The sequence below is a fragment of the Clostridium oceanicum genome (assembly GCF_039521385.1).
Classification (GTDB): domain Bacteria; phylum Bacillota; class Clostridia; order Clostridiales; family Clostridiaceae; genus Clostridium_F; species Clostridium_F oceanicum.
Window position 1 is genome coordinate 502,136 of record NZ_BAAACG010000010.1, and the last position, 23,830, is coordinate 525,965.

A 23,830-nucleotide genomic window follows, 5' to 3' on the forward strand; every position below is an offset into this window, starting at 1 on the left:
TTTCTTAAATTATTATAAATTCCTTTATAAAAACAAAAACTCACAGACAAAATCTGCGAGTTACAAAATATAATACTACCTTTCCAGTTTTTCATTTAATTTTATATATATACCTTTCATCCAAGGTTCATTAGATTTATCTATTGATTTATCAATATCCACCCACATAACACCACTATTTTCATCTGGTTTTACAAATAGCTCTTCATTTTCACTAGCCTGTAATAAATATGTTACATTCATATGTAAATGTGAAGACACATACTTTCCATTTTTAATATGTCCATCAACGGTAATAGTCTCTATAGAAAAAATATCTTCTTTTATTGGTTTTATATTTTTTATTCCAGTTTCTTCTTTAACCTCTCTTAGAGCAACATTCAAAAGATCTTCTTCTCCATCTGTATGACCTCCTGTCCATGACCATGAATCATAAATATTATGATATATCATTAAAACTTTTGTTCCTTCTTTATTTAACACCCAGGATGATGCTGTAAAATGTGCAATCTCATTATTTCTTGTTAAAACATCATCAAAAGTATCTATAAATTTTATCATTACTTCTTTATCTCTTTCTTCTTGCTCATTATACGGTTTGTATTTTTTTAATTCTTCAAGTAAATTCATTCTGCTCCCCCCTTAAATTGTAACTAATAATTATACTAATCCTTAAAAAGAAAATATTTTTTATTATCTTTTAATTTTTAGCTTAACATACTCTCCCTAAATTTTACAAACAAAAAAATATTATTGTCTGTCAATTTCATATAATATAATCTTAATATTATATGAAATCAAGCAAAAAAACACTAATGGTCTTTATATAACTATAATTTTATATAAATATCTTACTACAATAATTGATTATATCGTACATAGGTCTTCTACTTACAAGAAATTATTTCTTTGGGAGAAATATGAAAATATTTAGTACACATCCATGGATTTCATGATTTTCCACTTTAATTAAATATTATGAGTTTTTTTAACTTTATGTTAAAAATAAATTTTATTTATTAAAAAATCCTTAAAACTCTTGACTAATTATAAAACATTTATTAAAATAAAATAAATTCAAAGTTAATTTTAAAGAACAAATATAAAAGCCATGATAGGAAGAGTAGTTATTTTGAGGTAGTCAAAGCGAATCAGTGATGGTGAGAGACTGATACGAAACAAATAATGAAGAACATCCTGGAGTTTCCAACCGAAATTTATTAAGAGTAGTCTTGGACGGAGCCAAACCGTTAAACATTGGACAGTATCGAATTTATATTAATTCTGTACTGATTAGAGGGAGCTTTATAAGCTAATTTAGGTGGTACCGCGAAAATACAAGTCTTTTCGTCCTATTTTTATAGGATAAAAGACTTTTTTTATTACTAAAGAAATTATAATTTTTCAAATAAACTTATTAGATTTAAAATTGGCATTTTCAATAGATAAAAAACTCATTTAAAATTCTGGCAAGTAATTTTATAATTTCTACATTTAATCTTTTTATTTATACTAAGGAGGAATACTATTATGTGTACAATTATGTGTTATACAGGAACAGACATGAAACATGAAAAATTTGCAGATGCTCTACAAAGAACTGAATCTAGAGGACCAGATATGACTGAAATTCTTACTTTACCATCTGGTATTTTGGGATTTCAAAGACTTTCTATTATGGATTTAAGTTTTAGTGGAATGCAGCCATTTACAAGGAATATAGATGCGTCAATCTGTAACGGTGAAATTTATGGATTTCGTGAAGTTAAAAAGGAACTAATAGAAAAAGGTCATAAATTTATTTCTGATAGTGATTGTGAAATATTACTTCCAATGTACTATGAATATGGATTAGATATGTTTTCAAAATTAGATGCAGAATTTGCAACTGTTATATATGATGGAAAAAAAGATAGATTTATTGCAGCAAGAGATCCTATTGGAATACGTCCTTTATTTTATGGATATTCTACATCAGGCAAAATCATATTTGCAAGTGAAGCTAAAAACTTAGTTGGACTTACAGATAAAATAATGCCATTTCCACCAGGACATTATTATGCTGATGGAGAGTTTACATGCTACTGTGATATAACAAAGGTAGAAGGTGATTACTTAAAAGATGATTTAGAAGTTATTTGTAGTAATATTCATGATAAATTAGTAGCTGGTGTAGAAAAACGTATGGATGCTGATGCTCCTGTAGGATTCCTATTAAGTGGCGGATTAGATAGCTCCTTAGTATGTTCAATTGCCCAAAAATTACATCCTCATAAACCAATTAAAACATTTGCTATAGGTATGACAGAAGATGCTATTGATTTAAAATATGCAAAAGAAGTTGCAGATTATATTAATAGTGACCACACTACTTTATATATGACAAAAGAAGAAGTACTTAAATCCCTTGATGAAGTTATTAAGCTTCTAGGAACATACGATATTACAACGATAAGAGCAAGTATGGGAATGTACTTAATCTGTAAGAAAATACATGAAACTTCTGATGTTAAAGTACTTTTAACAGGAGAAATCTCTGATGAATTATTCGGATATAAATATACTGATTTTGCTCCAAATGCAGAAGAATTCCAAAAAGAGTCTCAAAAAAGAGTAAGAGAACTTTTCATGTACGATGTACTTCGTGCAGACCGCGCAATAAGCACAAACTCTTTAGAAGCAAGAGTCCCTTTTGGTGATTTAGATTTTGTAAAATACGTTATGTCTATAGATCCCCAAAGAAAATTAAACAAATATAAAATGGGTAAATACCTTTTAAGACATTCCTTTGAAGAAGATTATCTTCCTCATAGTATCCTATATCGTCAAAAAGCAGCTTTTAGTGATGCTGTAGGTCATTCTATGGTAGACTATTTAAAAGAATATGCTGAAAACTTATATACCGATGAAGATTTTGAAAAACTATGTGAAAAATATAAATATCATTCTAAACCATTTACAAAGGAATCATTATTATATAGAGAAATTTTTGAAAAATACTATAGAGGACAGGCAGAAATGGTAGTAGACTACTGGATGCCAAACAAAGAATGGGAAGGCTGTAACGTAGACGACCCTAGCGCTAGAGTATTATCAAACTACGGTGATAGTGGTAAATAAAATCCAAAACCTATCTTGAATTTTAAAGTTCAAGATAGGTTTTATTTTCTATATTATATCCTATATATTATAAATAATTTAAATTTAAAATTTCCTACTAACTATATATACCTTATTCACTTTCCAATACTTCACCTTTATTTAATAAAACTCTTCTATTTAATTCATTTATAACTTTAATCGCTAAAGGAATTGTTATTAGTGTAGAAATAATATCTGCTACAGGTTGAGCATAAATAACTCCATCAAAAGCTAAAAATTTAGTTAAAATCATAATTATAGGTATTAGAAATAGCCCTTGTCTTCCGATATTTAGTATTCCACCAGCTAATGCTTTTCCCATAGAAAGATAAAGGGTTGCATAGGTAAACTGAAATCCAAAAGTAAAAAACATTGCTGTATTAACCTTTAAAGCTCTTGTTCCTATTCTTATAACTTCAGCATCATTAATCATTATTCTCATAATACTATTTGAAAATAATATTACAATTACCATCCATATAATGCAATAAACCGTAGACCACTTGATTGCATTTCTTGTAATATTTTTTACTCTATCATAGTTTCCCGCTCCATAATTATAACCTACAAAAGGTTGATACCCTTTCATAAATCCAAAAATAACATTGGTACCAAGAGTTACTATTCTAAGAACAATTCCCATAGCTGATACCTCGGCATCTCCATATATACTAGCATTTTTTGAAATCAAAGACATTGAAAATCCAGTAAGGGCTTGTAAAAGGAACATAGAAATACCTACTTTAATAATCTCTCTATAAATTTGAACAGTTGGTTTAAATTCTTTCAACTGCATTTTAACATAACTTTTCTTTCCGAAAAAAAACTTAAAATAAACAAGAGTTGTTACAATCTGAGAAATAAGAGTTGCAAGTCCTGCTCCTTTAACTCCCATATCCATACTTCTTATCATAATAGGATCAAGTATAATATTAAGAACTGATCCAAAAATCATAGCTTTAAGAGTAATTTTCGCCTCTCCTTGGGCAATAGCTAAATTTCCTGCACACACATTTATTGTTGAAAATAACATACTTACTATAAAAACATGTGCATATTTAAGAGCATAGGGCAGTATGGTTTCAGTTGCTCCCATAAAGATTAATATTTTTTCTACAAAAAGAAAGCAAACTATCATTAAAATAATACTTATTATTCCAGCAGTATAAAATGCTACTGATGCAACTTTATTTGCCTTTTTAAAATTCTTAGCACCCAACAATCTAGAAATATAGGATGCAGCCCCTACCCCTAAAGTCAACCCTACCCCAGAAAAATAAAAAGATAGTGGAAAAGCAACTGATACTGCAGCAGATTGTTGAGTTCCTAGATTAGATACAAAATAAGTATCCACCACATTATACAATGCAATTACAAGCATACTTACAACCATAGGTATCCCTAATTTAAAGAGAGTTTTTGTAATATCTCCTTCTTCCATCATAATCATTCTCATATTTTTTTTCATATATTTTAATCCCCTTTCACATTCTTTTAAGCAATCTATTGGTCCTTAATCATTTAAATTAATTCTCCATTCTATATACATAGTTTTTTTTATAAAACATCCTCCTTTATGTACATTTTACATATTATAGATGGATATTGAAACTGAATATCAATTACAAATTAGATTTAATACAATCCTCTATTAAGCCTTTATTTTAAGTGTTTTAATACACTTATTAATAAATAAATTTTGTTATTTTGTGATATAAATTTGGTTTATTACAACCTCTATTTGTGTTAATATATGAAAGAGGAGAGATGATAATGGCTATCAATGATATTATAAATTATTTTTTACAAGCCCCTAAAGATATGAATTTTATATCTATCCCTGAATGTTCAACAGAGTTTAAAAAATACTATTCAATGAATCCAAAGTTTGGCAAAGGTTATTTTAGCATACTTATATCTGAAGGGAAATTTCTTATTCTAAATGCTAATTACACACCAAATTACCATTTTGAAAAAATCTCAGAAATTAAACAAGATTATATAGAAATCAGTAAATTTTATACTACTTCAAGTTCCTATAAAGTTGGAAAACGTAATATAAAAAAAGTAGATAAAGGGATTATTTGTTTCATTAATACAAATAAATTAGTTCGTGTTTATTGCGATAAAAATAGGCCTATAAAATTCACTAAAATCATTCTTCTAAAAGAATATTTTGATGAATTTCTTAAAGGCCGATATGGGAGTTATAAAGATTTTAAAAATGCATTTAAATATCTATCCCATAACCCATCCTCTCCAAAACTTAATTTCATATTTGATCAAATTAGAAGTTCCAAGGCAAAAGGAATACCTCAAATAATATATATGGAAAGCAAGATTTTAGAGATACTTTCAAATGTAACTCATGATCATGAAGAAAATTTCAAAAAACAGCATATTCCTGTAAAGCTTACTAAAACAGATAAAAGACTTCTTAAGAAATGTGAAAAATATTTAAAAGATAATATAGGTAACTATCCAACCACAAATGAATTATCTAATATTGCAAAAATGAGTACTTCTAGATTCTTACTTGCTTTTAGACAATATTTTGGAACTACACCTTATAAATACCTGAAAAATTTAAGAATGAATGCATCTTTAACACTATTACTTAATACAGAAGATAGTATTTCTTTAATTGCAAAAGAACTTGGTTATAAAAATAGTGGTCATTTTTCTGGTATTTTTAAAAGTTATTATGGAATAACACCTAATAAATATAGAATTGGAAATTATACTTTCTATAAAAAATAACTATAATTATAAAAAACTTCACAGCCTACAATTTAGACTGTGAAATTTTTTTATATTTTATTAAATACCCCAGCCTTAGAAATAAATTTATCTGCTTTTTCATACTGAGGCTCTGTACATAAACTTACTATGAAATATATAATTGTAGATAAGCAAACTCCAAATATAACCTGCTCTGCAGACTGCTCTTTCCAAAATGCTGGAAGCTTTATTCCAAAACTAATTATAAGATTATAAAAAGAATAAATAAATCCTACAACCATAGATGAAAATGCTCCTTTAGAAGTTCCTCTTCTCCATACAAATCCTGCAAGTAAAGGTACAAATACTCCTGTTGTAATAATATCTGAAGCAATCCATGAGATTTTTAGTATTGAACGAAATTTAAGTGCAATTAAAAGTGCCAATATTGTAACTATAAATGTTGCAAATTGTGAAAACTTAAGTTTACTTTTATCGTCTCTTTCTTTTAGACTCAAATCAATGGTTAAAGTCATTGCACCTGTATTAATAAGTGAATCCATTGTTGACATAATAGCTGCAGAAATTCCAACGAAAACTACCGCTCCAAGAAAAGGTGGCATATAATCAGTTACTATGGCAGTTACAACACCACCCTTTGGTATTTTATTAAAAAGAACCTTTCCTGACATTCCTATAAAAACAACTATAAGATAAAGAGGTATGTATACAAAGAAACTCATAACAGTCATTTTTTTTGCATCTTTATCATCCTTTGATGCAGATATCCTCTGCCATACGTTTGCTTGTATCATCCATGAACATCCAAAGGTAATAACATAAACAAAATACTTTTTAGCTCCAGAAAAGAAACTCATATAATTTGTTTTACCTTCTGAAATAGCAACTCTTGCTATATTTTCAAATCCTCCTGAATTTTTAAAAGCAACTACAAATATAACAATAGCTGAAACTGAAAGTAAAACAAACTGGATAATATCAGTGATAACTACACCTTGAAATCCACCAAACATAGAATATATAAGTACAATTCCTGTTCCTACAAGAATAGCCATTTCATAGTTTATCCCAAGATAAGTGCCAAAAAAACTGCCTATTCCAACCATTTGGGAACTTGCAGAAAATATCATAAAAATTAAGATTAAAACAGAAAGCATTTTAGAAACATATTTTGAATATCTAGCTTCCATCATAGTACTTTGGGTTAGATACCCTACACGCCTTATAGCTTTTGAAGCAAGAATCATAAGAAAGTTAGAAAGAAGAACTGGAACACCATAATACCAAAAGGCACCTAACCCATCATCAAAGGCAAGATCCGCTGTAGAAATGGCTGAACCAGCTCCCCACCAAGAAGCTATAAACGTTATAGATAGTGCCCAGAAAGGCAAACTTCTTCCTGCAAAAAAATAATCAAAAACTGTTTGGTTTTTCTTTTCACGAGTTACAGCAAAAAGTAATACAGTAAAGTATAAAATGAGCCCAATCAAAGATATAGTTTTCAACATACTTTTTCCTCCTAATTTTGTTTCCAAATCTTTATTTATTATACCCTATTTACCTTTAAATAAATATGATTCAAAAACATTTTTTGCCACTAAAGTAAGTTTATATAAAACTTTAAGCAATAATATAAACTCAGTTTAGCATATATGAATAACGGTTAGTATGTTTTTAATAGCTCATTAATATATCTTTTACTTTCTCATAATTTTTCTAGCTACTTTAGCTACTCCTTTTACTGCTATACTTTCTAAATCTCTTTCAACATCTTTAAATTTTTCTCTTATTTTGATTCCTTGAGGGCAAGCTTTTTCACATTTACCACAATCAAGGCAAGAACTTGTCCAATGAGATTTTCCATCCTTTGTTTGAACTCCAGCATATATCATATGAGACATTTTAGCACCAAATTTTGAAAACATATGATAGTTATTTAAGCTTTTAAATGTACCTGGTATATTTATGCCTGCAGGACAAGGCATACAATAAGCACATCCTGTACATCCTACCTTCATTAGCTCATGATATTTATTTCTAACATCATTTAAAATATTTATTTCTGTATCTGTTAACCCATTTGGTAATGATTCTGAAGCTATTTTTATATTTTCTTTAATATGATCTTCATTGTTCATTCCAGACAATATAAGAGTAACTGCAGGATGATTCCATATCCACCTTAAAGCCCAATCTACAGGATTTCTTTTTATTTTTGCACTATCATATAATTTTCCCACTTCCTGTGGTATCTTACCTACCAATGATCCTCCTCTAAGTGGCTCCATTACTATAATCCCAAGTCCTTTACTATGAGCATATTCAATTCCTTCAATTCCTGCTTGAAAGTTTTCATCTAAGATATTAAATTGAACTTGAGCAAATTCCCAATTGTAACTATCTACAATCCTTTTAAAGTCATCTCTAGTTCCATGAAAAGAAAATCCCATATGACGAACCTTTCCTTCTTTTCTTATCTTGTCCATAAAATCTATAATCCCAAAGGAAACCATCTTATCCCATGTCTTACCATCTAAAGCATGAAGTAAATAATAATCTATATAATCAACTTGAAGCTTTTTTAATTGTTTATTAAAAATCTCCTCTATACTTTCTTTTTTATTTATTGTAAAGCAAGGGAGTTTAGTTGCAATATTTACTTTTTCTCTGTAACCATCTTTTAAAACATACTCTCCTAAAAAACTTTCTGATGCACCTAAATGATATGGATATGCTGTATCTAAATAGTTTACCCCATTATCTATTGCATATCTTATTTGCTTTAAGGCTTTTTGTTTATCTATTAAGCTAGAAGCTTCTCCCCCTATACGTGTTGGAAGTCTCATACAGCCATAACCTAGAACCGATAATTTTTCATTAGAATTGGGCATTGTTCTATATTGCATACACACTCATCTCCTCTTTTGTATAAATTTAAATATAACATATATATTGATAAAAAATATTCCACTTAAACAAAAACACTAATCTTTAAAAAACATAAAAGATACTCCTATGTTTAAATTATATTTATAATAGCATTCACCTTATAACTTATCAATAAGTAAATTTTGCTTTATTATAAATATAAAAAACCATCATGAAGATAATTTTAATCTCCATAATGGTTTATCTTATATCTAATACTATATAAATACTTAAACTTATATACTTTCTACTAAACTGTACTTATTAAAATTTTACTTTGAATATTCTTTGATTAATTCTTTTGTTGTTTTAAGAACGAAATCTTGACAGTATACTCCTGAATTTCTATCATAGTCTTCATTATGTACTTCACTATTAGATAATATTCTAATTCCTAAGAATGGAACATTACATGATTTAGCAACCTGAGCTGCTGAAGCTGTCTCCATCTCTTCTACTGATGTTCCATACTTTTCATTAAGCCATTTTATTCTATCTAACTCACGATTCCACTGATCAGCCGATCCAATAACCCCTTCTACAACTTTACCTTTTTTATATGAATTTGCTACACTTTTAGCTGCACTAATAAGCTTAGCATCTCCTTTAAAATCTTTAACTTCTTTCATTTCACCATTTACATTAACATTGATATCCATTGGAATCCATTTTTCAGAGTGGATACCTTTATTATATTCACTACGGTCAGATTTAAAAGATCCAAAATTAACAGATTTTTTTCCTATAACAATATCATAACGATGTAAATCAGGAGCATGTCCACCAGAAGTTCCTTGATTAATTATTGCTCTAGGATTGAATTTTTCAATAGCTAATAATGTTGATACTGCTGCATTTGTCATACCTATTTCTGTTTTAGAAACAACTACCGGAAATTCATCTATAGTTCCTTTCCAAAACTTCCAACCTCTATATTTTATTTCTTCAACATTTTTTAATTGTTTTACTAAATTTTCTGTTTCTACATCCATTGCCCCTTGAATAACAATTGGTTTAGAACTTTCTTCAGTTTTAGACTTGGAACATCCTACAAATAAAACTGTCATTAGAACTGCTAAAATTACTGCTAAAAAACTTTTTTTCATGTCAAAATCTCCTTTTGTTATGTAAAATAATATTAAATTTATAAATAAGTGTTCTTTTAATTATATAAATAAAAAACACCTTATTTACATCAATGCTATAAGGTGTTAAATTTGACATGAATCCATGACAATAAAACACTTATAGCCAAAACTATTTACGGTAGTTGGTAGAAACATTTAGCCCCTATTACTAAATTTATATAAGCGAACATTTTTATATTTTTTTATAAGATTGTTTACATTTAACATTATATACTAGACTTTCTAATATTTCAAGTCCTATTATATGAGGCTTAAAAGGTATACATAATTAAAAATCACGTACATTAGCATGTAAAACGTAATTTAAAACTATTATTAAAACTTTCTATTATTATATTTTACTTTTGTAAATTTCATAACTAAGCAACATACCAAATATAATAAATACTATGACCATACTTATCATAACTTCAAACGGCCTCCAAATCCCTATATCAAAATGAAAACCAGACACTTGAGATATAATTTGTGATGATGCCATTGGAAATGCGTTTAAAATAACATTAGAAAACTCCCCTGGTATCTTTATAAATGAATTAAATACCATATAAAAAATATTTAATCCAATTCCTATAGATATAGCCAAGTTTGTCTTTGCTGTTTTATAAGATATCCATCCCATAATAGTTGTTAAAGCTAAACATCCTAAAAATTGACTTACAAACATTAAAAGGATTCCTTGTCCTAATGTAAAGTTTCCTATAGAAAATAATGCAAATACTTTAAGACTGCTCTTTAAAGCCTGAAGACCTGTAGATAATCCAAGAATAAATATTGTTCCAAGTGTTGCTACCAGATTCAATAATAAACCATATATTATAACTGGTAAAAGTCGAACATGCATCATTCTTTTTCCTAATCTTGTTGCATAAATAATCTCCATACTTTTATCTTCTAGACTATCAGAATAGGTAGCTGCTGCAAAAAATGTTACCATAAATATAATTACTAAATAAATAGATTTAAGATTATCAATTGTTAAATTCCAAAGATAATAACCAGGATATTTTAAAAAGGGTGTTTTTACTTTTTGAATCTCTTCTAATGCTTTCTTCTGATCACTTTTAGATATTTTTTCTATAATAGCCCTAGATTTTTTCCTCCAACACTTATAAAAATTTTTAGCGTAGGAATCTGGAAAGTCTTCAATTCTATTTTCATTATAAAGAACTCCAGGATATTCCTTAACTAAACCAACCATAAGTGTTTCAGCTGGTTTATATTTTATTTTATCTGATTTTTTATTTCTAACTTCTTTTAGTGCTAACCACAATTTATTTTCAGTCATTTCACCAGAATACACAGCCTCTTCTTTTAATTCTTTAGACAAATTTTTCTCTTCCCCTATAAGTACTGCATTTAATCCGGCAGTTATAAAAAATATCCCTATTATTGAAAAAAGAACATATTTTGTGAAAAGTCTACGTTTTAATTCCTGATATATCATCTCTTATCTCCTCCTGTAGTTTAGTGCAGTAAACACTGTACTAAGTAAGAATATAATGCCACTTACTACAAGTAAAATTGATGGTATCCAGAAAACTTTTCCTAACATTGTTGTTATAGGGAATATCCCTTGTTCCATAAATTGTTGGTATGAAAATGTTATTGCTCCTGGTAGAAACATCTTAATTACATCAATAATAGGAACTTTTATATCCATAAAAGTAAATAGCATAAAAGAAACTAATATTGTAAGTATAGACATTTGAATAGCTTGTGAAGCTTTTTTAGCTAAAGATGAAATCCAAGTAGAAAAGCTTGCTATAGTTAAAACTCCTATTCCTCCAAAAAGAAATAATTTTTTAAGCAAATCCTCTAGGTTCAACGGAAGAATACTTATACCTAAAACTTGTACTGATGTATTTAATGCATTAGTAGGTAATAAATACTTTAACAGTACAATATATAAACCTACTCCACAAAAGTAAATAATAAATGCAACAATCCAAGGTATGATAATTTTCGGTAATATTAAACTTTTTCTACCATTCCTTGTCGCTTTAATAATTTCATCAATTCCATCTTCTTTATCTTTTGCTATTATGGATCCTGCAAAAACCCCTATCATAATCATAAATACAAAGGATAAAAACATTATATGTCCAATTCCTTCGTCCCATTGTTTGAATCCACTGTAATAAATATACGGTTTTTTCACTTTATTCCAAGTTGATATAGCTAACTTTTTTTCACTTTGATTATGTGCATTGTTATCAATATAATTACCATAATATAAATCTTCATTTTTATAGAAATACTTTCCTGCATCTTTAGGAATATAAGATACTCCTTTTGTAGATTTTCCCATCATTTTTCTTAAACTAAACTGCTGCATGATCAATCTATCAGCATAAACAGCATATTGTAACAAATCTTTAGTTATAACAACATCGCTTTCATCATCACTTCTTAATGCATGAAAAAATGCATCACAACCTTTTTGAAATTTATCTTCAGTCATTTTCCCAGCAGTAACATTTCTATCTTTTGCAGCTATTTCTATTGCAGCTCTACCTTTATATTCTTTATAACATTCTGACTGCATAAAATCTTCAGTAGCTCCTCCTACAATAAACCATGCCCATAGAAGTGCTAACACAATGGATATTAAAACATATATAAGTAATCTTTTAAATCTAAATTGTCTTTTCAATTCTTGAAAAAAAACATCCATTTTTACACCTCCTTAACTTTTGAAAGATAAAAGTCATTAAGAGATGGTGAAACTGGTTTACTATCTTTTAACGGAGTATCTGCAACGTAACGAATTAAAACCTGTCCCTTTGCTTCATTACGAAAATTCATAATTTTATATTCCTTTTCTAATCTTGACATATCACTTTCAGGAACTAAGACCTCAAATACCTTACCATCAAGTGCTTGAATTAAAGAATCACTTTTTCCTACTTCAATTACTTTACCATTTTCCATAAGTATAAGATAATTAGCAATAAACTCAATATCTGAAACTATATGTGTAGATAGAATAACAATTTTTTCTTTGCTTATTGTGGTCAAATACTTACGAAAATTTCTTCTCTCTTCAATATCTAAACCAGCAGTGGGCTCATCTACAATTAAAATATCAGGATTATTTAGCATAGCTTGACATATACCAACTCTACGCTTCATACCTCCAGAAAGATTATCAATTTTTTTCTTTCTAACTTGTGATAAATTAAATTCACTTAATAATTCACTTATTTTTTCATTTCTTTCCTTTTTCTTGATTCCTTTTAATGCCCCAATGTAATGAAGGAAATCCTTAACAGTTTGGTTTTTATCATATCCAAACTGTTGAGGTAAGTACCCTATTTTATCAAGATATAAACTACCTAATTCAGTAATATTTACATCATTAAGCATTATTTGCCCATAACTTGGTTTTGTATTAGACACCATCATTCTCATTAGTGTAGTTTTTCCAGCACCATTTGGTCCTAAAAGGCCCCAAATCCCTGGAGTAAATTCAATGTTTATATTATCATTAGCTTTTAAATTTTTAAATTTTTTAGAAACACCCTCAACGTGTAAGTTCATATGTTTTCCTCCTTATTTTACCAACAAATTGTAAATTGACCTATTATACTAGATAATTTTCATACTGAAATTACTTACTTTTAAAATATCAAGTTTTAAGGATAAGTTATTATATTACCAAAGTATTTTCAATTTTTCAAAAATTTAACTAACATAATAAATTAACTTATAACTTCTTTCTCAATAAAAGACCTTTATTTCATCTTCATTATAGATAAGATAAAACAAAGGTTTATTTAAAATTTATTTAGTATTTATAAAGATTTTATAAAGATTTAGGTAAACTAATGATAAATATAGTATGTCCGTTAGTACTTTGTGCTTGTAAAAATCCTCCATGTCTTTCTACAATTTTTCTTGCAATAGCAAGTCCAAGGCCTGCTCCTGATGACTGATTCCTTGACTTATCCCTTCTATAAAACTTTTCAAATATAAGTTTCAATTCTTGCTCATCTATTAAATCGCCATCATTTTCTACAAATAATTTTATATTACTTTTTCCTATTTCCCCCTTTATCTTTATAATAGAATCGTCGCAGCTATAGGCTATAGCATTCTTTAATAAATTATTTAATACTCTAGCAAAAAGTGAACCATCAACATAGAATTTCATATCAGATGGTAAACTTACATCCACCTTTAAGTTTTTCTTCTTAAGTAAAGGATATAATTCTTCAGTTAATTGTTCCAAGAAAAAATTTCCATCTAGCAAAGTTTTATTTAAAGGAATTTCTTGAAGATTAAAACGGGTTATATCAAAAAATTGATTCGTTAAATCTTCTAATCTATAAGATTTTTTTAATAATTTTTTTATATAATCCTTATGTATATTTTCAGGAACCTCCGATTCATCTAAAATTGTAAGATATCCTATAATACTTGTTAATGGTGTTTTTAAATCATGTGCTAAATAAGTTACAAGATCATTTTTTTTACCCATTTCTATTCCAATTTCCTGCTTTCTAAGTTTACTTTCCTGTATAATTTTATTTACTTGAGCATCAATAATCTTTAATTCTTCAACTTTTTCAGGTACCTCACCTTTAATTAATAAAGATATCCTTTCTTCTAACTGATTTATTATTCTTTTTCTTTCCTTGTTTTTTAAATGCTTTGATATAAAATAAACAGTAATCTCCAATAATAGAACTCCCACTATAACCATATTAGTAATCATATCTTTAACCTTTGGCCAATATAAAGTCCCTCTAGGATATTCACTACCACAAAACGTTACATTTTCTCTATCAAATAATACTTCCTTTTGAAAATATTCTGCTATAAGCCCTTCCATTTCAAAATCAATAAATACCATTATTCCTATAAATATTAAAAAAGTTAAAATATAATAATTACATTTAAAATTTTTACGCTTCAATAATATACCCCACTCCCCAAACAGTTTTAATATATTCAGGACATTCAAAAGAATCACCCATTTTTTCTCTTAAATTTCTAATATGAACTGTTATCGTATTAGTAGATTTCATATAATATTCATCCTGCCATAATAAATGAAATACTTTCTCTCCACTTAAAACTTGTCCTCTATTTATTAATAAAAGTTCAAGAATATTAAATTCTGTAGGAGTTAATTTTAATTCTTTACCATTTAAATTAACCCTTTTACTCTTTCTATCTAAAATTAATCCTTTATAATATATAGTAGGATTATCTTCCTTTGTATTTTCACTATATTCTTTATACCTTCTAAGTTGAGCTTTAATTCTAGCCATAACTTCTAAAGGATTAAAGGGTTTAGTAATATAATCGTCTGCTCCATAAGTAAGACCTATTATTTTATCCTTATCTGATGTTTTTGCAGTTAACATTATTATTGGATATTTAAATTTAGTGCGTATCTTTTTGCATACATTAATCCCACTTATATCTGGCAACATTAAATCTAGAATAACTAAGTCTGGCACTGTATTTTTAATAAATTCAAAAGCTTCCTTTCCATTTTCAGCTTCCCATATTTGAAAATGTTCTACTTTTAAATAAACTTTTAATATATCTCTAATATCTTTATCATCTTCTACAATCAAAATTTTCTCCATCTATTACCTCCATATATTCACATTTAAAAATTCATAATAGTTTTAATTCCATTTTAATATAAAAAAACTAAATAAAAACAATATAATTACTTATGGTTAAGATTATATTTTTCTAACTTTCTATACAAACTTATTCTTGGCATTTTTAATTTTCTGGCTACTAAAGATTTATTGTTATTATATTTTTCTAAGGTGTCCTTTAGGATATCTTTTTCTAAAGAATTCAAATATTTTTCTAATCCTATATTTTCTATATCATATTCTTTCATATAATTTGATTTATAAATATAATCTGGTAAATCTTTTTCTTCTATTATTCGTTCTTCTGAATTCACACATATTTTACCTATAATATTTCTCAATTCTCTTACATTACCAGGCCATTTATAATTAACAAAATCCTCCATAGCTTTAACTGAAAGCTCTCTAAAAATTCCAGATTTTTTATAAAACTCTCTTAAAAATCTTTTTGTTAACATAGTAATATCTTCTTTTCTTTCTCTTAAGGGAGGTACTTCTAAGGATAGTACATTAAGTCTATAATATAAATCATCTCTAAATTCACCTTCTGCTACCATATTTTTAAGATTTCTGTTAGTAGCACTAAATATTCTTACATCTATAGGTATATTTTTATTTCCTCCTACTCGTACTATTTCTTTTTCTTGAATAACTCTTAAAAGTTTAGATTGCATGTATAAAGGCATCTCTCCAATTTCATCAAGAAAAATACTCCCTTTATTAGCAAGTTCAAATTTTCCTATATTCCCATTCTTTTTAGCCCCTGTAAAAGCTCCTTTTTCATAACCAAACAATTCTGCTTCTATTAGATTCTCTGGTATAGCAGAACAGTTTATAGTTACAAATGGTTGATTTTTTCTTTTACTTTCATTTTGTATGGCATGTATAAATAGTTCTTTTCCCACTCCACTTTCTCCTGAAACTAAAACATTAAGATCTACTTTTGAAAATTTTTTAACTTGCTCTTTAGACTTTTTAATCCTATAACTTTCTCCAATTATGTCACTAACATGATATTTAGCTATATTAAACTTATTAACATAATTTTTATATAAACTAAGTTCCCTGTTTACAACATCAAACTTTTCTACTAGCTTTTTTACTTCTTCAATCTCACCAAAAACTATCATCCCAAATCCACCAACTACTTGTCCTTTATTATTAAATATAGGAATTCTATGAACAATAGCCTTCTTACCATTAGGAAATTTATGAGCTATGGCTATATCTGCATCTCCCTTTTTTAAAGTTTCTAAAAATTTTGAAGTAGGATTAATATCTGTAACTATTTCACCTACCATTTCTTCTTGAGGTATTTGTAAAAAGTCAGCAAAAGCATTGTTAATATAAAGCATTCTCCCTTTTTCATCTAAAAAATCTATAGTTACAGGCATATTATCAAAAGTTTTATGGCAAAAATCTAAAAATTCTTTAGAACCTATAAAGTTATCCATAATATGAACCTCCTTTGCTCTCCACTATACTAATTATACTAAATATAGCAAAAAAAGTAAGAACAAACATTTAATTTTGTTCTTACTTTTATATACTTTATAAAATTATCTTGCCACATCTATATTCTTCTTAATAGATGATTTACCTAAATATAAAGTAGCTACTATTGCTAAAATTAATCCTATAATTCCTGCATACCATATAGTATTATAACTATTGGTTATATCATAAACATATCCTCCTAAATATATAGCCACTGCACCACCTAAAGAACCAAAAGTAGCCATAACTCCATTTACAGTTCCAAGACTCTTTCTTCCAAAAATATCTGCAGCTAAAGCACTAAACAATCCATAACATCCCATATAAGATAGTCCTGCTATTATAACAAACATATATGTCATTCTAATGGAACTGGCATTTATTAATAAAAATCCACCTACTATCTGCAAAACTAATGCTATAATAACAGCCTTTTTTCTTTCTATATAATCAGAAATAGCTGGCCACATTAACATAGAAATGACATTTAAAAACATATTAGCTGCTAAAGCATTTGTAGCACTTTCACTAGTTAATCCATTGTTTATAAGATGAGGAACTTGATGTACAGATTGTGCCCATCCATTACCTGCCATAAAGAAATATCCTAAAAATAAAGCCCAAGCTTTAGGTGATTTAAATAATTTTACTAAAGTCCACTCCTCTTCATCTTCATAACTAATATTATTTCCCGAATCGTTTACAGGAGCTACTTCATCTCCATCTGGATATAATCCAATATCTTCTGGTGTATTTTTCATTAATAATACAGCTGGTATTATTACAAGAACCCAAGCTAATATAGCCATAATCTTAAAAGTTCCTCTCCAACCTAAACTATTCAACCAATCTTTAGATAATACAGTAAATACAGCTGATCCTAAAGGAGATGCTACTAAAGCTAATGACAATGCTCTTCCTCTTTTCTTTACAAACCATCTTCCTACAGCTGTAGGTCCTGGTACCATCCCCATACAAGTTCCTGCAACTCCTAATAATATTCCATAACATAAATAAAATTGTATAGGTGTTTGAATTATAGTTAGTAAATAATAAGAAAGGCCTGTTAAAGCTGCTCCTACTACTAAAATATTTTTGACTCCTATCTTATCCATAAGTTTCCCTGCAAAAGGTACTACTAAAGCATATATAAACATATTAGCAGACAAAGCTCCTGCAACTTCAGCTCTTCCCCATCCTAAATCTTTTAACATAGATAATTGAATAACCCCAAAAGCTCCTTTAGTTCCATAGGTTATACCTACAGAAAGAAAAGCTACTAATACAATCCACCAACCATAAAAAAGTTTCCCTTTATTTTTCATAGTAACCCCTCCTACCATTTAATAACTACCAAATATAGTTTTTCTTTGCCTGAAATCTCAACTCTTCTCTAAAATCCGGATGAGCTATACTTATAAGCGCCTCCACTCTATCTTTAACAGATAATCCTCTAAGATAAGCTACTCCGTTTTCAGTAACTACATAATCTAAATCATTTCTTGATAAGCTCACTATAGATCCTTGTTTCAAAAATGGAACAATCTTTGAGATGGTTTTTCTATTCCCATTTTTATCCTTAATTTGTGCAGTAGAATGCATAGCTATAATAGATTTGCCTCCTTTTGACCTTTGAGAACCTATTACTGTATCTGCTTGACCTCCAGTACCTGTATATTGAACATTACCTATAGATTCAGAACAACATTGCCCTGTTAAATCTATCTCTAAAGATGCATTTATAGATATAAATTTGTTGTTATGTCCTATTACATAAGGATCATTTACCCAAGAACCTGCTTTAAATAATACACTTGGATTATCATCTAAAAAATCATAAAGTTTCCTACTTCCAAAAGCAAAAGCACATACAGATCTTTCATCAAAAAATCCCTTTTGAGAATTATCTACAGCTCCACATTCAATAAGGTCTACCATAGATTCTGTAAACATCTCTGTATGAATTCCTAAATGTTTTTTATTTCTTAATTCTGCCGCTACTGCATTAGGGATATTACCAATACCAAGTTGTATAGTTGAACCATCCTCTACTAAATCAGCTATATAACTTCCTATTTTTTTATCAACCTTAGTATAAGGTACTAAATTTACTTCTGGAACTTTTCTATCACTTTCAACTATTACATCTATATCTTTTACACTAACTAAATTATCTCCAAAAGTTCTTGGATAGTTAGAATTTACTTCACAAAAAATCAAAGCCCCATTATCTATAAGTTCCTTTTCATAAATGTTACTAATAGATAAAGATAAATACCCATGCTTATCCATAGGTGAACATGTACAAAACACTATTTTTCTTCTTTCTTTTATAGATGATAATTTCTTCCATACAGCTATATGAGCATGCTGTGGAGTAAAAGTAGCATTACCATTTCTCTGAGCTTTTCTTAAAGCTGAAGTAAAAAACCAACCATGTGTAAATATATTTTCTTTATATGCAGGATTATTTATAAATTCATAATTTCCTATAGGTAAACAATTTTGTACTTCCACATTCTTTGTTCCATAATCTTTTAATAAGTGAAGCTTTTCTAACAATGGCATAGGTTCCGCCCCAGCTTGAGCTACAAAGATAACATCATTATCTCTTATCTTTTTTAGTGCTTCCTCTACACTTTTAACCTTATCCTTATAAATACTTATATAATCTGTCATTTATATATCCTCCTTATTTATTTTTATATCATTCAAACTGAATAGTTTTAATATATTTTTTAATGTGCTCTCCCCAAACCTAATTAATATAATATTTGTTATATTTACATATAAAGCAATAATCTTGCCAACATATAAAAAAAGCGGTAAAAGCCTTTAATTAAAGGCTCTTACCGCTTTTTATATAACTATATAATTATAAAATTGTACCAATAATATACAACTAAATTCAAATATATATGCACTATCCTTAAATATCCATATATATGTAGTATATCAATTAGATACATGTATTGTTTCTTATTGATACACATTTTAAGATTTCATCTACTAATATAAAATTTTCAATCTATTCTGCAAAAATACTGACTTTTTTAAAATTCACAGTATCGAAAAGTCCTCTATTTGTTAAACGAAGTTCTGGAAGTACAGCAAGTGATATAAGAGCCATAGTCATAAAAGGAGATTCAATATCACATCCTAATGTTTTCCATGCTTCATCTAGTCTCTTTACATTTCCTGCAACAACTTGAGCGTCTTCTTCAGACATTAAGCCTGCAATTGGTAATGGATTCAATGCAATTACTTTACCATCTTTCACAGCAACCATACCGCCACCTACTTCAGATAATGTATTGCCTGCTAATGCCATGTCAGCATCATTTGTTCCAACAATAAGTAAGTTATGACTATCATGTGCAACAGTAGAAGCTACTGCTCCTTGTTTTAATCCAAAACCTGATACATATCCTTTTCCCATTGTACCTGTCGCATTATGTCTTTCAATAACAGCAGCTTTAATAACATCTTTAGATAAATCATTTTGTACAAGACCATCTTTAATAGGAAGATAAGCTTTTCTTGAATAAGTTCCTACTTTTGCTTCTATGATTTCCATTACACGAACAAATGCCTTGTCTTTTTTATCATCTGGCGTAGCTACATGAAAGTCTTGTTCATTTAATGCTCTACCCACATTCATTGTATTTTTAGCAAAATCAGGATAAGGTGTTTTTACAATGTCTACACACAATTTTTGCTTATCAGAAACAAGTTCTCCATTGATAAGCACTTTATCAACCTGTACTCTAGCTAAATCTTTAAGTAATACAATATCTGCCCATTTCCCTGGAGATACACTTCCAAGATCACGATTCATATTAAAACAATCAGCTACATTAATTGTAACCATTTGAATTGCTGTAATTGGGTCAACACCTTCTTCAATGGCACGTTTTACAATATGATCTAAATGACCTTTTTTAATAAGTGTTTCTGGATGAGTATCATCACTTACAAGAGTTGCAAATCTAGTATCAATATGATTTTCGGTAATACTACGTACAGTTTCTTTTACATCATGCCATGCAGAACCTTCTCTTAACTGAACATACATACCTAAACGCATTTTAGCGAGAGCATCTTCTTTTCTTACTGATTCATGACAACAACGTACACCTGATGCTATATATCCATTTAACCCCATTTTTGTCTCAGGAATAGAATAATGACCAGTAATCGTTTTATTAGCATCTAAAGTTTCCATAAGTTCATCATGAATAGAACTATCTCCACTTAATACGCCAGGGAAATTCATCATCTCACCTAAACCAGCCACACTATCCCATTTCATAGATTCTGAGATATCTTCTGCATTTATAGCAGCACCATTATCCTCAAAACCTGGAGTAGCAGGAACACAAGATGGCATAGCAGTATATACTCTAAGAGGAACGTCTTGTCCATCTTCAATCATAAGCTTAATTCCTTTCATACCAAGTACATTTCCTATCTCATGAGGATCCATATATATTGCAGTTGTTCCATGAGGAATAACAGCTTTAGCATATTCTTTTACAGAAAGCATGCTACTTTCAACATGAATGTGGCCATCCATAAATCCAGGAGCAATATAAAGACCATTGGCATCAATAACTTGTGTATTTTCACCAATGGTATGCTCTGCATCACCTACTAAGGCAATTCTGCCATGAGTAATAGCTACATCTATATTTTCTAAAATTTCTCCAGTATTTACGTTGATTAAATTACCATTTTTAATAACTGTCTCTGCTTTCTTTATTCCTTGTGCAACAGCTACCAATTCTTTTGTTACTTCACTTAGCTTATATCTTTTATTCATTTAATAAATCCTCCTTGTAATAATGTTATAAACACTCTTTTACTAAAGGATTTGACACACTATAAATATATTGAAATAGTGTTATTTGACAAATTCTTAGTCGAATAATTTACGGTTATCCGGTAGAAACTTCCTAGCCATATTCTTGGAATTATAAGAGTGTATTTCTAATATTATCATTTTATGAAACTTTTTTCAACATAAAGCGATATATTACAACATATTAAAAATTAATTTAATAATAAACAACCAAATAAATTAATCTGTTCATTTTATTTACTATACCTTTAATTATTCCTTATATTGTTATTAGAAAACCATTAATTAAGAAATATGCAAAGATAATGAGTATTATTCAGTAATATAGGCAAAATAAAAATGTATGATAAACATGCCATAGGGAATTTACATATGTAATACAAGAAGCTTTTCAATTTAATAATGAAGCATCTAATTAAAAGATATAAAACCATGGAGGTGATAAAATGAGTTTTAAGGTTATCGCAGACTATCATACTCATACTAATATTGCAAAGGGGCATATTCCCTTATTTAATATTATTTTTGGGGCACATGCAAAAGGAAGTATTGAATCAAATGTTAAAGCTGGAATAAAAAGAGGATTAAAAGAAATTGCCATAACAGACCATGGTTATAAGCATGTTATCTTCGGCATGAAACTAAATCAATATAAAAAAATACGTAAAGAAATTGATGATTATAATAAGAGTTCATTATTGAAAAAGAATAACTTTAAGATTCTACTTGGCGTAGAATGTAATATTATTACTAAAAAAGGTGATATAGATATTAAAGATGAAATACTTGATTACCTGGACATAATTTGTGTAGGTTATCATCCTGGATCACTACAAAATCCATTCTTGTTGAGAAATTATACAGAAGGTGCAATCAATGCTATTAAAAAATATGACATTACAATACTTAATCATCCTTTAGAGCATGTTAATCCAGATATTATCGAAATTGGAAAGGTTGCTGTTGAAAGAAATACTGCTTTGGAAATTAACAGAAGTCATAGGAATATGGATATTGAAACAATAAAAAAGATGAAGAGTATGGGTGTTAAATTTTCATTAGGAAGTGATGCACATAAATCGAAGGATGTAGGGTGTTTTGGTAAAGCTTATGATATTGCAGTTGAAGCAGGCCTTACAGATGATGATATTGTTAATGCTAATGGAAGTGCACATAGCTCAATGAAATTATTAAGAAAGCAGGTGATTTAAATGATATACATATATAATTGTTATGGAGGTACCCACTCATCTATTTTAGGAGTTGCTTATCACTTAAAAATGTTAGATGAAACCAGGGAACCGACCAAAGATGAAATATTAAAATTACCTAACTTTAATAAGTTAATATATGGAAATCGTGGAGAACTTTTTTATTATGGAAGTGATGAAGATGGAAATCAAGTCTATGCTGTAGGCAGGGGACGTTCAAAAGTTTTAATACCAGGATTATTTAATTTAGCTACTATGTTTCACAAACAAAATGTATTAAATGAGAAAATTATATTTTCCAATACGTCACCAACTGTTCCATTACCAATGACTTTAGGTGGAATGTTTTCTAGATGGCTAAAACTTGATTTTATAGGAGTGCCCTTGCTTGTGAAAGGAGCAAAACAATCATACAAGAACATTATAAAACTGGTAAATCACACAAAGAAGGCAGCAAAGGAAGATACGTCTGGAGTTATTATTTTAGATAACAATGAATTTAAGAAAAAATGATTTTTAACTATTATATGGGTTACATCTATAAATAAGGTGGCAAAACAAATTTGCCCCTTTTTTTGCCCATTACAGGTTGAGTTAAACTGGTATTACATAGGTGAATATTAAATAAGAATCTATTGTTACTTTAAAGTTATTTAAATTGAAATGACCTATACTTAT

General features: G+C 28.5%; 18 protein-coding genes, 2 riboswitches and 1 other annotated feature. Of the genes, 4 read left to right on the plus strand and 14 right to left on the minus strand.

Annotation, left to right across the window (positions count from 1 at the left end):
- Positions 1-75: 75 nt before the first annotated feature.
- A complete protein-coding gene (locus ABDZ71_RS12725) occupies positions 76-630 on the minus strand; it encodes an NUDIX hydrolase (protein WP_343762036.1) in 555 nt (184 codons plus the stop codon).
- Positions 631-1,102: 472 nt separating this feature from the next.
- Positions 1,103-1,358 (plus strand) — a binding site (T-box leader).
- Between the two features lie 172 nt (positions 1,359-1,530).
- Between ABDZ71_RS12725 and asnB the strand changes: the two genes are divergently transcribed.
- Complete coding sequence (gene asnB / locus ABDZ71_RS12730) at positions 1,531-3,120, plus strand: asparagine synthase B (RefSeq protein ID WP_343762037.1); 1,590 nt, start codon at positions 1,531-1,533, stop codon at positions 3,118-3,120.
- Positions 3,121-3,232: 112 nt separating this feature from the next.
- Here asnB and ABDZ71_RS12735 read toward each other — a convergent pair whose 3' ends face one another.
- Positions 3,233-4,609, minus strand: coding sequence for an MATE family efflux transporter (locus ABDZ71_RS12735; RefSeq protein ID WP_343762038.1), 1,377 nt, complete (start codon positions 4,607-4,609; stop codon positions 3,233-3,235).
- 305 nt (positions 4,610-4,914) lie between these two features.
- Here ABDZ71_RS12735 and ABDZ71_RS12740 point away from each other — a divergent pair, with 305 nt between their 5' ends.
- Positions 4,915-5,901: a helix-turn-helix domain-containing protein gene (locus tag ABDZ71_RS12740; RefSeq protein WP_343762039.1), complete on the plus strand. Its 987-nt coding sequence runs from the start codon at positions 4,915-4,917 to the stop codon at positions 5,899-5,901.
- A gap of 50 nt (positions 5,902-5,951) precedes the next feature.
- Here the strand turns inward: ABDZ71_RS12740 and ABDZ71_RS12745 are convergent, their stop codons facing one another.
- From ABDZ71_RS12745 to ade, 12 genes are all read right to left on the minus strand, one after another.
- Positions 5,952-7,391, minus strand: coding sequence for a sodium:solute symporter family protein (locus ABDZ71_RS12745; protein WP_343762041.1), 1,440 nt, complete (start codon positions 7,389-7,391; stop codon positions 5,952-5,954).
- A 189-nt stretch (positions 7,392-7,580) separates the two neighbouring features.
- Entirely contained in the window at positions 7,581-8,789 is a 1,209-nt protein-coding gene (locus ABDZ71_RS12750; protein WP_343762042.1) for an aldo/keto reductase, read from the minus strand.
- Between the two features lie 294 nt (positions 8,790-9,083).
- The gene (locus tag ABDZ71_RS12755; protein WP_343762043.1) at positions 9,084-9,917 is read right to left on the minus strand and encodes a 5'-methylthioadenosine/S-adenosylhomocysteine nucleosidase; all 834 of its coding nucleotides are present in this window, start codon (positions 9,915-9,917) and stop codon (positions 9,084-9,086) included.
- A 122-nt stretch (positions 9,918-10,039) separates the two neighbouring features.
- A riboswitch (purine riboswitch) is annotated at positions 10,040-10,141 on the minus strand.
- 149 nt (positions 10,142-10,290) lie between these two features.
- A complete protein-coding gene (locus ABDZ71_RS12760; protein WP_343762044.1) occupies positions 10,291-11,406 on the minus strand; it encodes a hypothetical protein in 1,116 nt (371 codons plus the stop codon).
- Positions 11,407-11,409: 3 nt separating this feature from the next.
- Positions 11,410-12,636: an ABC transporter permease subunit gene (locus ABDZ71_RS12765; protein ID WP_343762045.1), complete on the minus strand. Its 1,227-nt coding sequence runs from the start codon at positions 12,634-12,636 to the stop codon at positions 11,410-11,412.
- A 2-nt stretch (positions 12,637-12,638) separates the two neighbouring features.
- On the minus strand, positions 12,639-13,502 hold the full coding sequence (locus ABDZ71_RS12770; protein WP_343762047.1) for an ABC transporter ATP-binding protein: 864 nt from the start codon (positions 13,500-13,502) through the stop codon (positions 12,639-12,641).
- A 265-nt stretch (positions 13,503-13,767) separates the two neighbouring features.
- Positions 13,768-14,880, minus strand: coding sequence for a sensor histidine kinase (locus tag ABDZ71_RS12775; protein WP_343762048.1), 1,113 nt, complete (start codon positions 14,878-14,880; stop codon positions 13,768-13,770).
- Positions 14,870-15,562: a response regulator transcription factor gene (locus ABDZ71_RS12780; RefSeq protein ID WP_343762049.1), complete on the minus strand. Its 693-nt coding sequence runs from the start codon at positions 15,560-15,562 to the stop codon at positions 14,870-14,872. The genes ABDZ71_RS12775 and ABDZ71_RS12780 overlap by 11 nt, the downstream gene beginning before the upstream one ends.
- Before the next feature lie 86 nt (positions 15,563-15,648).
- Positions 15,649-17,037 (minus strand): sigma-54 interaction domain-containing protein, encoded by a 1,389-nt coding sequence (locus ABDZ71_RS12785; RefSeq protein ID WP_343762050.1) that lies wholly within the window; start codon positions 17,035-17,037, stop codon positions 15,649-15,651.
- Between the two features lie 105 nt (positions 17,038-17,142).
- Positions 17,143-18,405, minus strand: a complete 1,263-nt coding sequence (locus ABDZ71_RS12790; RefSeq protein ID WP_343762051.1) for an MFS transporter — start codon at positions 18,403-18,405, stop codon at positions 17,143-17,145.
- A 25-nt stretch (positions 18,406-18,430) separates the two neighbouring features.
- Positions 18,431-19,759 carry an acetyl-CoA hydrolase/transferase family protein gene (locus ABDZ71_RS12795; protein ID WP_343762052.1) on the minus strand — a complete coding sequence of 443 codons (1,329 nt, stop codon included), beginning with the start codon at positions 19,757-19,759 and terminating at the stop codon, positions 18,431-18,433.
- A gap of 349 nt (positions 19,760-20,108) precedes the next feature.
- On the minus strand, positions 20,109-21,902 hold the full coding sequence (gene ade / locus ABDZ71_RS12800; RefSeq protein WP_343762053.1) for an adenine deaminase: 1,794 nt from the start codon (positions 21,900-21,902) through the stop codon (positions 20,109-20,111).
- A 77-nt stretch (positions 21,903-21,979) separates the two neighbouring features.
- Positions 21,980-22,081, minus strand: a riboswitch (purine riboswitch).
- Positions 22,082-22,387: 306 nt separating this feature from the next.
- On the opposite strand from ade, the gene ABDZ71_RS12805 reads away from it, so the two are divergent.
- Together ABDZ71_RS12805 and ABDZ71_RS12810 are read left to right on the plus strand one after the other, a co-directional pair.
- Positions 22,388-23,152, plus strand: a complete 765-nt coding sequence (locus ABDZ71_RS12805; protein WP_343762054.1) for a PHP domain-containing protein — start codon at positions 22,388-22,390, stop codon at positions 23,150-23,152.
- A complete protein-coding gene (locus ABDZ71_RS12810; protein WP_343762055.1) occupies positions 23,153-23,665 on the plus strand; it encodes a DUF3189 family protein in 513 nt (170 codons plus the stop codon).
- Positions 23,666-23,830 lie beyond the last annotated feature (165 nt).